10 protein-coding genes are annotated in these 13,210 nt (G+C 42.8%); all 10 read left to right on the forward strand.

Features of this window, described 5'->3' with window-relative positions; genetic code table 11:
* The first annotated feature begins 43 nt into the window (after positions 1–43).
* The 10 genes from mfd to AACZ88_RS18535 all read left to right on the forward strand — a co-directional run bounded on the left by mfd (position 44) and on the right by AACZ88_RS18535 (position 13,122).
* Complete coding sequence (mfd, locus tag AACZ88_RS18490; RefSeq protein WP_339713506.1) at positions 44–3,457, forward strand: transcription-repair coupling factor; 3,414 nt, start codon at positions 44–46, stop codon at positions 3,455–3,457.
* Positions 3,458–3,647: 190 nt separating this feature from the next.
* Positions 3,648–4,520: a DUF1593 domain-containing protein gene (locus AACZ88_RS18495; RefSeq protein WP_339713508.1), complete on the forward strand. Its 873-nt coding sequence runs from the start codon at positions 3,648–3,650 to the stop codon at positions 4,518–4,520.
* 112 nt (positions 4,521–4,632) lie between these two features.
* A complete protein-coding gene (locus AACZ88_RS18500; protein WP_339713510.1) occupies positions 4,633–5,919 on the forward strand; it encodes a Gfo/Idh/MocA family oxidoreductase in 1,287 nt (428 codons plus the stop codon).
* Between the two features lie 38 nt (positions 5,920–5,957).
* Positions 5,958–6,413 (forward strand): SgcJ/EcaC family oxidoreductase, encoded by a 456-nt coding sequence (locus AACZ88_RS18505; RefSeq protein ID WP_339713513.1) that lies wholly within the window; start codon positions 5,958–5,960, stop codon positions 6,411–6,413.
* A 165-nt stretch (positions 6,414–6,578) separates the two neighbouring features.
* On the forward strand, positions 6,579–7,427 hold the full coding sequence (gene ppk2 / locus AACZ88_RS18510) for a polyphosphate kinase 2 (RefSeq protein ID WP_339713516.1): 849 nt from the start codon (positions 6,579–6,581) through the stop codon (positions 7,425–7,427).
* Between the two features lie 49 nt (positions 7,428–7,476).
* A complete protein-coding gene (gene ppk2 / locus AACZ88_RS18515) occupies positions 7,477–8,271 on the forward strand; it encodes a polyphosphate kinase 2 (RefSeq protein WP_339713519.1) in 795 nt (264 codons plus the stop codon).
* Between the two features lie 457 nt (positions 8,272–8,728).
* The gene (locus AACZ88_RS18520) at positions 8,729–9,373 is read left to right on the forward strand and encodes a DUF1801 domain-containing protein (RefSeq protein ID WP_339713521.1); all 645 of its coding nucleotides are present in this window, start codon (positions 8,729–8,731) and stop codon (positions 9,371–9,373) included.
* A gap of 126 nt (positions 9,374–9,499) precedes the next feature.
* Positions 9,500–10,516 (forward strand): L-glyceraldehyde 3-phosphate reductase, encoded by a 1,017-nt coding sequence (gene mgrA / locus AACZ88_RS18525; protein WP_339713523.1) that lies wholly within the window; start codon positions 9,500–9,502, stop codon positions 10,514–10,516.
* An 11-nt stretch (positions 10,517–10,527) separates the two neighbouring features.
* A complete protein-coding gene (locus AACZ88_RS18530; RefSeq protein WP_339713526.1) occupies positions 10,528–12,474 on the forward strand; it encodes an alginate lyase family protein in 1,947 nt (648 codons plus the stop codon).
* A 117-nt stretch (positions 12,475–12,591) separates the two neighbouring features.
* Positions 12,592–13,122, forward strand: a complete 531-nt coding sequence (locus AACZ88_RS18535) for a hypothetical protein (RefSeq protein ID WP_339713529.1) — start codon at positions 12,592–12,594, stop codon at positions 13,120–13,122.
* Positions 13,123–13,210 lie beyond the last annotated feature (88 nt).

Genomic DNA, 13,210 nt, shown 5'->3' on the forward strand with positions numbered 1-13,210 from the left:
AGAAACACGATCAAACCATAGGGTTTCATTAAAATTTAAACGGTTGACCCCAGCTACGATTCAACAACTGTTCGAACAGTCTCCACAAACACGGAAACTGCGGAATGCTATTGCCCAAAATACCGCTCTCGATAAAAGCTTCGTGTTAAAAGGACTCACCGGTTCCTCATTGTCCTTTGTGTTATCGGATGTCTTTTTGAATTCGGAATTTCCTTTTTTACTAATTTTCGATAATAAGGAAGAAGCGGCCTACTATTTAAACGATCTCGAACAGATGATTGGGGAAAAAGACGTGCTCTTCTACCCCGGAAGCTACCGTCGACCGTATCAAATCGAGGAGACCGACAATGCCAATGTATTGTTGCGTGCAGAAGTATTGAACCGCATCAATTCCCGGAAGAAACCCGCAGTTATTGTCACCTATCCTGATGCACTTTTTGAAAAGGTCGTTACCCGAAAAGAGCTTGATAAGAATACGCTCAAAATAAAGTTGGACGATTCCATTTCACTCGATTTTCTAAACGAGGTGCTTTTTGAGTATCGGTTCAAGCGAGTCGATTTTGTTACCGAGCCCGGGGAATTTTCGGTTCGAGGAGGTATTGTCGATGTATTCTCATTCTCGCACGACGAGCCCTACCGCCTTGAATTTTTTGGCGACGAAGTCGATAGCATCCGTACTTTTGATGTAGAAACACAACTTTCTACAAACAAAGTCACTAAAATTACCATCATACCCAATGTAGAGAACAAGTTTTCAAACGAGTCCCGAGAAAGCTTCCTTAAATACATCCCGGAAAAAACAGTGGTGTTCGGAAAAAATACCGACTTGATCTATGACCGGCTAGATTCATTCTTTCAAAAAGCCGAGGAGGCATTTGGTAAGCTTTCATCAGAAATAAAACATGCCGAGCCCGAAGCGCTTTTTGTAAATTCAAAACTACTTCGAAGTCAGTTGCAGCAGTTTTCAGTAATTGAAGTAGGCGGGGCTTCAACCACCCTAAACTCTCTGAATGGCGACCAAAATGTGGCCACAAGAGACAGCCGCAGTGACATTATCGAATTCCGTACAAAGCCCCAACCAGCCTTCAACAAAAAATTCGACTTGTTGATTGACAACCTCAACAGTAACCACAAAGAAGGCTATTCAAATTATATATGCTGCGCATCGGAACAACAGGCGAAACGGTTTCATGATATTTTTGACGAAGTTGGGCACGACGTACATTATAAAACCTTGGTTTTCCCATTGTATCAGGGATTCGTTTCCGAAGACCTTAAGCTCGTCTGTTACACGGATCACCAAATTTTTGAGCGCTATCATAAATTCCACCTTAAAAACGGATACGCCAAAAAACAGGCCATTACACTCAAAGACCTCAACAAACTTGAAATTGGTGACTATGTAACCCATATCGATCACGGTATCGGAAAATTCGGGGGACTTCAAAAAATAGATGTCGAGGGCAAAAAACAGGAAGCCATTAAATTGATGTATGGCGAACGTGATATTCTATATGTCAGTATTCACTCGCTACATAAGATTTCGAAATTCAACGGAAAAGACGGTGCCCCTCCCAAAATTTATAAATTGGGTTCCGCTGCATGGAAGAAATTAAAGCAAAAAACAAAAACCAGGGTTAAGAAAATAGCGTTCGACCTTATAAAGGTTTATGCCAAGCGACGCTTACAAAAAGGGTTTCAGTACGACCCCGATAGTTACCTGCAATACGAATTGGAAGCTTCTTTTATTTATGAAGACACCCCCGATCAGACCAAGGCCACAGAAGATATTAAAAAAGATATGCAGAGTGAACGCCCCATGGACCGGCTGGTCTGTGGTGATGTAGGCTTTGGAAAGACCGAAGTTGCGATTCGAGCGGCATTCAAGGCCGTCGACAACGGCAAGCAAGTTGCCGTTCTCGTACCTACCACGATTTTAGCCTTTCAGCACCAACGTACTTTTGCCGAGCGACTTAGCGATATGCCGGTAACGGTCGATTACCTGAACCGTTTTCGAACACCCAAGGAGAAAAAGGAAACACTCGAAAATTTAGCGGCAGGTAAGGTCGATATTATTATTGGTACCCACCAGCTGGTCAATAAAAATGTGCAGTTCAAAGATTTGGGGTTATTGATTGTCGACGAGGAACAGAAATTTGGGGTTTCAGTCAAAGACAAGCTTAAATCGATAAAGCAAAATGTCGATGTTTTGACGCTTACCGCCACGCCCATACCCAGAACCTTACAATTTAGTTTAATGGCGGCCCGCGACCTATCGGTCATTAATACCCCACCACCAAACCGATACCCTATCGAAAGTGAAGTCATTCGTTTTTCCGAAGAAACCATTCGCGATGCGGTACAATACGAAATTCAACGGGGCGGACAGGTATTTTTTATACATAACCGAATCGAAAACATCAAAGAAGTAGCTGGTATGCTACAACGGTTGGTGCCCGATGCCAAAATAGGAATTGGCCACGGTCAAATGGACGGCAAAAAACTAGAAGCCCTAATGCTGGGCTTTATCAATGGCGAATTTGACGTCTTGGTTTCCACGACTATTGTAGAGAGTGGGCTTGACGTTACCAACGCGAATACCATTTTCATCAATAACGCGAACAACTTCGGGTTAAGCGACCTTCATCAAATGCGGGGCCGCGTAGGTCGAAGCAACAAAAAGGCGTTCTGTTATTTTATTACCCCCCCTTTTCATATGATGACCAGCGAGGCACAAAAACGAATTCAGGCACTTGAGCAGTTTACCGAACTAGGCAGTGGTTTCAACATTGCCATGAAAGACCTTGAAATTCGGGGTGCGGGTGATTTACTAGGGGGCGAACAAAGCGGTTTTATCAATGAAATAGGTTTCGACGCCTACCAGAAAATTTTGGCGGAAGCCATTGACGAACTTAAAGAAAATGAGTTTAAGGAACTGTACGAAGAAGTCGAAGGCCCTCACGAGAAGGTCTTTGTAAAAGAAACACAAATCGATTCAGACTTTGAGCTGCTCTTCCCCGACGATTATATTAATAATATCACGGAGCGCCTAAATCGCTATACCGAACTGAACCAAGTTAAAGACGAAGCGGGACTGCAGAAATTCGAGGCCGAACTAATCGACCGTTTTGGAGAGCTGCCCTCGCAGGTCGAAGACCTCATGAATTCCGTACGCATTAAATGGATTGCCAATGGCATCGGGTTGGAAAAAGTAGTTATGAAAAAAGGAAAGCTCATTGGCTATTTCATCTCAGACCAACAATCGGCTTTCTACCAAAGCCCCGGTTTTATGAAAGTAATGCGGTTTGTTCAAAGCCAACCACAACTTTGTAAGGTAAAGGAAAAGCAAACTCGTAACGGACTGCGATTATTATTGGTATTTGAGCGCATCACTTCTGTTGACAAGGCACTTAAGGCCATGGCTCCTTTTGAGCAACAAATGGCCACAGTTTCGTAGCTCATAATTCACTTTCGAACCACAGCATAGTTTTACTTTGTTTTTTTGTATATTTTTAGAAAGGTGATTCTTCAATCACTTTATAAATAATTCGACCATGGGGCTCACCAGAATAAAATCGATTTTCCTAGTATCCTTAATTTTAGTTTTTTTCACTTTCTGTACTGGACCCGTATCAAAACCCCGTGTTTTGATTTCTACCGATATCGGGGGAAGTGACCCCGATGACTTTCAGTCTATGGTGCATCTTTTATTGTATGCGGACACTTTAGATATTGTTGGCTTGATATCTTCTCCACCCCACGAAGGTAGGAAAGCACATATTTTAGAAGCTATCGACGCGTATGGGCAAGATTATCCAAAATTAAAAAAACGGTCTCCAAACTATCCATCGCCAGATTATCTCAGATCCATTACTTCGCAGGGAGCTATTGACCCTCAGAAATCCGACAACCCTGATACAAATCTTAGCGAAGGGGCACAATACATCATCGACGAAGCTAAAAAAGGCGATTCAAGACCGCTTTACATTCTGGTGTGGGGTTCGATAACCGATGTCGCCCAGGCACTACAGGCCGCGCCCGAAATAAAATCAAAAATACGGGTGTATTTTATTGGGTCTTGGAACACCAAACAAGATCCACTCGCTCGAGACTACGTGTATAACGAACATCCCGACCTCTGGTTTATAGAAAGTAATTCGACGTTTCGTGGTATGTATATGGGCGGATATCAAGAAAAGGATTATGGAAACGAAAGCTTTGTATGGTCTAACGTAAAAGATAAGGGGGCTTTGGGAAATCTTTTCTACCAACAGAAAAAAGATATTAAAATGGGTGACACGCCCTCAGTGCTCTACATGCTCAACGGCGACCCCGAAAACCCCGAATCGGAAAGCTGGGGAGGACGCTTTCAAAGAACCGACCATGGCCCTAATTACTTTACAGACCTGCAACAACCCGAATACCAAGAAAACGACAGGCCCGGAGCAAAAACCGTAAACCGATGGCGCCGGGAGTATCTCGACGATTGGAAAAAAAGGCAAAGTGTTCTTTTAAAGTAACTTTCCTTCATTTTCCATGATGGCTCACCCCTACCAAATTTAGTAGCTACGGCATACGACCATAGGTTTTATGAATGGCTTTGTCTATATTTAGCTAAACCTAAGAACCTATATGAAATCAAATCACAACCCACGTAGACAATTCGTAAAACAAAGTAGCCTCGGAGCTTTAGGCCTTACCTTATTGCCCTCGATATATGGCCAAGTAGCCCCAAGTGATCGTTTGAGGGTCGCCCACATTGGCCTGGGAGGCATGGGTAACAATCATATGAAGTGGTTTGCCGGTCTGCCTGAAGTCGATGTAGTAGCCCTTTGTGATGTCGATGAACAGCATCTGGCATCTACCCTAAAAACACTGAAAACGCTGCAACCTGGTAAAAAAGTGGACGGTTATGGCGATTTCAGACACATTCTAGACCGAAGCGATATCGACGCCATTACCTGTGCGACCCCCGACCACTGGCACGCCCAGATTGCAACGTTGGCCTTTCAAGCCGGTAAAGATGTCTATGGTGAAAAACCCCTGTCATATGATGTAAGGGAAGGGCAATTGATGCTTAAAAACCAAGAGAAGCACAACCGTATTTTTCAATTAGGCACACAGATACACGCGACAGATAACTACCACCGTGTTGTTGAAATCATTCAAGCCGGTGCCATTGGCAAGGTTCATACCGTTCGTTTATGGAAAAACGATGGATCACCCGATTTGGGCCACCCCAAAAGTGTGGCGGTACCAAAAGGGCTGAACTGGGACATGTGGCTCGGACCAGCGCCCTATGTAGATTATATACCTGAGCGCTGCCATTTTACTTATCGCTACTTTTTGGACTATTCGGGAGGAATGTTTGCCGATTTTTGGTGCCATATCGCCGATGTGGCCTTTTGGGCGCTCAAACCCAAGGGCTTAAAGAGCATAGCAGCCCGAGGGGAAGCAGCTGCGGGAATTTCCGACACCCCGAAATGGATCGATATCGATTATGAATTCGAGGATTTGAACTTGCACTGGTCAACAACACCACCAAACGTTCCCGGAGCCCAAGAAATGGGTATCGGAGCTTATTTTGAAGGGGACAAAGGTACCTTGATCTGTGATTACAACAACCGCAAAATTACCATCAATGGGGAGACGGTCACTGATATTCCGGAAGTACCAAAAAGTATTCCCCGTTCCCCGGGACACCAGCAGAATTTTGTCGATGCCGTAAAGTCTAGAACCGTGCCCGAATCAAATCTGGCCTATGCCCGAGAAATGACCCTGCCGATGCATTTAGGGCTAATTTCATGGCGATTGGGAAGAAAACTCCAATGGAACCCCGATAAAGAAAAATTTATTGGCGATTCAGAGGCCAATGCCCTATTGTCGCGCAAGGCTCGAAAAAAATGGCGATTGGTATAAAAAAGTAATTCTTTTTCTAAGTTATAATAATCCCCCTTATGAAAAAACAACTGATCTGGGTCTCGTACACAATACTCCTACTAATACTAACGGGTGCGTGCGCCCAAGTAGACACTACAAAAAATGAACAAGAAAAAGCGATTATCGCTCTAATTGCCGAATATGCCCAGGTCAGGGAAACCAAAGATACCGTAGCATTAAAACAGCTATTAACCACCGAAGTCGACCAATTGGTTTCGACCGGGGAATGGCGTCGTGGTAAAAAAGGAGCATTGGAGGGCATGATGCGCAGTTCTAACAGCAACCCGGGAGGCAGAACCCTAGCCGTTGAACATATTCGCTTTCTGAACGACCACACGGCCATCGCCGATGCGCGTTACGAAATACAAAATTCCGATGGTAATGTTCGAAAAATGTGGAGCACTTTTATTGTGATTTCTGAGGAAGGTCGTTGGAAAATCACTGCCATTCGTAATATGTTACCAAAGCGTTAGGCGCAGCCGATTTTCTGAATTTTTAAGAGGTTTTGCTCCGCTATAGAATTGGGGTTAAAAATGGCATAATATCCCCCAGGGGCTTTGAATATCCATAGTGACATCTTAAATTTGAGCAAACCGAGACTAGCATCGTTCCAACAAGGGGCAAAAAATGCATCGCCTATGAATTTTGAACCAAACCACTTATTGGAAGCAAAAACCCGGAGTGACCTCATCGCAATTGCGAAAAAAAATAACATTCCGATACACAAGACCTTAAAAAAGATAAGTTACGAGGAAGAACTGGCCGGCTTACAGGCCGAATTGGTAAACCTCCAAAATTGGATCGTACAGCAAAAATTAAGGGTTGCCGTGCTATTTGAAGGAAGGGATGCATCAGGAAAAGGAGGTTCGATAAAACGGTTTAAAGAACACTTGAACCCCCGAACATCAAAAGTCGTTGCACTCACAAAACCTACCGACGTAGAACTGGGCCAATGGTATTTCAGACGCTATATAAAGGTATTGCCCAATGCCGGTGAAATCGCTTTTTTCGATAGAAGCTGGTACAATAGAGCGGTTGTAGAACCTGTGATGGGCTTTTGTTCCAAAGAACAATATAAAAAATTCATAGTGCAAGTTCCCGAATACGAACATTTGCTTTATGAGGATAACTTAAAACTGATCAAATTTTGGTTTTCCATATCGAAAAAGGAGCAAAAAAAGCGGTTTGAAGACCGGCTGAACAATCCTTTGAAAAGGTGGAAATACAGCCCAGTGGATATGAGAGGGCAGGAATTATGGGACAGCTACACGCACCATAAAGAAGAGATGTTCAGTAAGACACATACCAATTTTAGCCCGTGGGTAATCGTAAAAGCAAATGATAAAAAACAGGCCCGACTTGAAAGCATGCGGTACGTACTATCGCAGTTCGATTATAAAAACAAGGGGGAATCAAAAGTTTCCCTATTGCCCGATCCGAATATCGTAATGCGTTACCACAGAAGTATTGTTCAGATCGACAAATAAAGAATATATTGAACCCAACTAGCCTCACGATATTGTTAAGTGATTATTTATGAGCAAACCGAAATTAAACAAAAAGGAAGTCGCCCTGCTCAACTCAAAGCTTGGCCTTCATGCGCTTTTAAAAAACAAAAAAGTCGACCTTCTTAAATCATTGGGTGAGGTAGAATACAATCTCGAACTACAAAAAAGGCAAGAAGAGCTGATAAAACTGCAGGCCTGGGCCATTGCGAACGATGAAAAAATCGTCATTATTTGTGAAGGTCGCGATGCCGCCGGAAAGGGCGGGGCAATACGAAGGTTCACACAGTACATCAATCCGAGACATTATAGAATCGTTGCCCTGAACGTTCCTACCGACGACGAAAGAAAACAATGGTTTTTTCAAAGATACATCAACCAATTACCCAAACCGGGCGAAATCGTATTTTTTGATAGAAGTTGGTACAACCGCGCCGTGGTAGAACCTGTAAATAATTTCTGTACCGAAAGTGAGTATGAGATTTTTATGTCGCAGGTAAACGATTTTGAAAAAATGATCATTCAATCGGGCACACACCTTATCAAACTCTATTTTTCCATCTCAAAAGAAGAACAGGCAAAACGTTTTAAGGATATCAAAAAAGATCCTTTAAAACGTTGGAAAATGACGGCCGTTGACGAGCGGGCACAAGATCTGTGGGACGAATATAGTAAGTATAAAGAGCAAATGTTCGAAAAAACGAACGCGGGTCTCGCACCGTGGACCATTATCAGCGCCGATAAAAAACCAAGCGCCCGATTGAAGGCCATTTCACATGTTCTTAAAACGATTCCTTATCATAAAACACGAGATGAACCGGAGTAGTAAACCACTGTAAAATTAATGCCATTTAAATTATTTCCGATAATTCATACAAAGCCTTTTTCTTTACTGAGGCTTTCTTGTTTTTCAAAAGAATTTCAACATGCTTTTTTAAGTTTTTAAGCCCATTATGACGTAACAATAGTATTTGTGTGGGCTCCTCCCTTAGCCAAAGAGAGGTGTCCTGACGTTGATACCTCAGGGCGGAGGGTTTACTATTTAATACTTAAATCGGATTTTAGTGAATTAAACTCCCCGACCTTGCCACAGCAAGCCTACACCTCTTTAAACAAAGATGAGAGTCTCCAAAACTACCCATTGTGCCATGAATCTAAATCAGGGCGAGATCCTCCTTATTAACAGCAATCTGTGCCTCCCTAAAACCAAATCGTTTAAAAAAATACAAGAATAATTCTTAATTTAATCCGCACTAACTCTTCCCTATTTTAGACTAACAAAAATGCATAGCACAAACCCCAAGGTAGACGATTATTTTACAACGGTCACACAATGGCGGCAAGAGCTGGAACAACTAAGAGCTATTCTTCTCGACTGCCAGCTTACCGAAGAATTAAAATGGCGCTCGCCATGTTATACGTTTCAGAAGCGAAACATTGCCATTCTAGGCGGTTTTAAAGATTACTGTGCCCTGAGCTTTTTTAAAGGTGCCTTATTACAAGACGTCCATGGCCTATTGGTGGCTCCTGGAGAGAATTCGCAGTCCAGTAGATTGTTCAAATTTACCGATGTTGACGAAATAGTCAAGATGGCTTCGCAAATAAAAGCCTATATTTATGAGGCCATCGAGGTAGAAAAAGCAGGTTTAAAAGTAGCTTTTAAACGGAGTACAAATCTTGTATTTCCTGAAGAACTCCAACAACAACTTAAGGCATCCCCCGATTTGAAATCGGCCTTTGAAGCCTTAACACTTGGGCGGCAAAGAGGTTATAATCTTTATTTTTCCGCGCCTAAACAATCGAAAACCAGAACAGCAAGGATTGAAAAATATCGGCAACGAATTCTAGATGGAAATGGCATCAACGATTGCCTTTGTAGCCGATCTAAAAAAATGCCACAATGTGACGGTTCTCACAAATATATTTAGCCCTTATTTTAATACGATTATCTTATATTCGCATGTATTCAAAGTTCGAATGCGTAATTTATTCCGAACGTAATTCCATTGCTTCCTCGCATAAAAAAGAATAGTAAGTAACGAAAAAAATACACCATGAAAATAAACGACGCCTTCCATTTTAATCTTTATCAGGCCGATGTCAAACGCTATGACACGATGCAATACCGGCGCTGTGGTAACAGTGGCATACTTTTGCCCCTATTATCATTGGGACTCTGGCATAATTTCGGTCATACCGATGACCTGACCGTCGGTCGTAGTCTGTTGCGCTGCGCATTTGACAACGGAATTACCCATTTTGATTTGGCCAATAATTATGGACCACCATTTGGTGCCGCGGAAGAAAATTTCGGTCGTATTTTTCAAAAGGATTTTAAACCGTATCGCGATGAGCTCATCATCTCTAGCAAAGCGGGTTGGGATATGTGGCCCGGACCCTACGGTAATTTCGGCTCACGTAAATATTTGATAGCTTCCGCAAATCAAAGCTTGAAACGAATGGGACTCGAATACGTGGATATTTTTTACCATCACAGGCCAGACCCCGACACCCCTTTGGAAGAAACCATGGGAGCGTTGCATCATCTGGTTCAATCGGGAAAAGCCTTGTATGCCGGTATTTCCCAGTACCCCGCAGAATTGACGGCCAAAGCCGCCAAGATCATGAAAGACTTGGGAACGCCACTATTGATTCACCAGCCCCGATATAATATGTTCGATCGTTGGGTCGAAGATGGCCTATTGGAAGAATTGGAAAACCAAGGAATGGGATCTATAGCATTCTCGCCACTTGAACAAGGTATTCTGACCAACAAATACTTAAAAGGTATTCCTGAGGATAGTCGCGCGAGCAAAGACGGTCGCTATTTACAAAAAGACCAAATAACACCCGAAGTTCTTGAGAAAGTCAGTAGCCTTAACAAAATAGCCGAAAAACGGGGGCAAAGTCTTGCGCAAATGGCCATCGCCTGGTTGTTGAAAGACAACCGTATTTCAACGGTGCTTGTCGGCGTTAGTCGTGAAGCGCAATTGCTGGATAATTTAAAGGCATTGAAAAACCTTGATTTCAGTGAAGCAGAGCTTACCGAGATACAAGGGATATTGGGATAAAAGGAAAGTTGATGTCTGTTTTATTTAAAGTAAGAGCTCTTCTAGGGTTGACCCTAATTTGCTTCGCACCAATGGTAGTCATTGGTCAATCCAACGATTTTACGGCCGAGACCGAAACGCTCTTAAACCGTTTGAATTTTGACGATATTCGGCCAAAAAGGACCGAAGATGGTTCCGATAACTTGGAGATTAAGAGCCATGAACTCCTGAAATACTACAAGAAGCGAAGTACGGTAAAACATCCCCTCAAAGAGGATTCGGCTAATAATAGCCTTTCTGAAAAGGACAAAAAATGGGCAAACGATGCCCTAAAACATATATTTGTCGGGCAACCGGCATACCCCTCCCATTTTTGTGGTGATGATATCGACTGGAATTCAAGACCTGTGCCCGATAACGAATGGGTATGGCAACTGAACCGCATGTATTTCTGGAATGCTATGGGAAAGGTATATGCCAAAACAAGCGATGAGCGTTATGCTGAGGAATGGTGCACTCAGTTGGTCGACTGGACAAAGAAAAATCCACGAGACGAGGCTCATAAATATGCCTGGCGATCTATTGAAGCAGGAATTCGGGGGCGTAGCTGGGCAGGCCTGTTCCACCAATTTATTCAATCGGAACATTTTACTCCCGAAGTATTGGTAGCTTTTATGAACAGCTGCTACGAACATGCCGAATTCTTGATGACCACCTATAGCTCTGGAAGCAATTGGGCACTTATGGAAGCCGAGGGAATGGCTTTTATTGCATTTACATTTCCTGAATTTAAAAATTCGGAGAAATGGAAAACCGAGGCAATTCGTCGGCTCAATAACGAAATGAAGCAACAGGTAAATCCCGATGGTCACCAACGCGAACTCGCCATGGGCTATCATATAGGAAGCATCGGATGGTTTTACAGAACCTATGAATTGGCCAAATTAAATAATCTGGAAAGTGCATTTCCGACAGCCTATACCGATGGTCTAGAAAGAATGTGTGAAGTACCGATGAAGTTGGGGCTTCCCGATGGAACCAATGCCCAGTTCGGTGATGCTTGGGCAGGGGAGCCCGGGCAATACGCAGCGAAATTCAAGGAATGGTCTGAGCGTTTTAACCGAAAAGATTTTCTCTTTCTTGCCACAGAAGGAAGAGTGGGAACGGCACCCGAAAAGACGGCCTACGCCCTAAAAGAAAGCGGCTTATATTCGTTTAGAAGTGCGTGGCACAAGAATGCTGTAAGTATGGTATTAAAATGTGGTCCTGATGGAGGCGGACATTCCCAGCCCGACAATGGAACCTTTACCCTTTATGCCGGTGGCCGGACGTTGATGCCCGATTCTGGAAGTTACATTTACAGTGGAAATCCCGAGGGCAGAAAGTGGTTCCGACAGACCAAAGCACACCAAACACTGACCCTAAATGGTGCAAATACACAATACAATCCGAAATTGGTGCTGTGGCAACCCGGCGAAAACCTTGATATTCTAGTTGTTGAAAATGCGGGATATGATCAGCTCGCACATCGACGCTCCGTATTTTTCGTAGACAAAAGATACTTTGTCATTGTAGACGAAGCCATAGGAATTGCCACAGGTGATATAGATTTACACTTTCAACTCGCTCCTGGTAATGCCGTATTCGACCACAAACGATTTTCCGTCAGCTCTGACTTTAAAGAAGGATGGAATGTACTCGTTCGCACACAACAACAAAAAGGGTTGGAACTCTCGGAAGAAGAAGGTTGGGTATCGTTTGAATACACTAAAAAGGAACCCCGACCAGCCTTTCGCTATCGATTAAAAAAGACGCAAGCTCAACAACCGATACGCTTTACAACCTTGATCATGCCGTATGAAAAAGAAATACCTAACATCAAGGTAATGACCGCCGACGACACAAAAACAGGCGGAAGCCAATTTCGGATTATCGTAAAAGAAAAGGGTGAAAAACGTATTTTAAAATACAGTTTATAAACTGCAATATACTCCCAAAAAGAGGTTAAACATTACTAAATTGAATTGTTGACAAGAATTTGGCGCAACTATAGAAATGAATTCGCATCTATTAGGTAATAGTTAAAAAATAAATAGATGAAAAACAAAACCTACCTAATAGCTTTGTTAATTACCAGTCTCATATTTTCTTGCTCTTCAGATGATAATTTAGAGTATCAAAATGATTTTGAAAACAGCGAAAAAGCATGGGTCGATTTTAAAGACACATCAAACAATTCATATAAATATGTAGTTCTCGGCGGTTCTGTTTTTACAACATATGGATGGGAAACCACCATAACAGTGTCTAATGGAGTAGTAATTGAACGAGATTTCAGATACACATCCGGGGCAGAGGAATTTATCCCCGTAGATCAATTGGAATGGACTGAAAATGAGAATGAAATTAATAGTCCCGAACACCAATATACCAGTGCTTCCCCTGCATTGACCCTAGATGAAATATATGAAAAGGCCGAAAAGGAATGGCTAATAAAAAGGGGAAATGCTACCACATACTTTGAGGCAAAAAACAATGGGTTAATCTCTTTTTCCGGCTATGTTAAAAAAGACTGTATGGACGATTGCTTTATTGGTATTACAGTTCATAGCATAGAGGCTTTATAAAAGTTGAATCAGGTGGTGTCTCTCTTTATAAAAAAGGGGGGGGTATCTTGACGGTGAAACATCATGACGGAGGGCTAACACAATACCC

It is taken from the genome of uncultured Kriegella sp., assembly GCF_963975415.1.
Taxonomy (GTDB): domain Bacteria; phylum Bacteroidota; class Bacteroidia; order Flavobacteriales; family Flavobacteriaceae; genus Kriegella.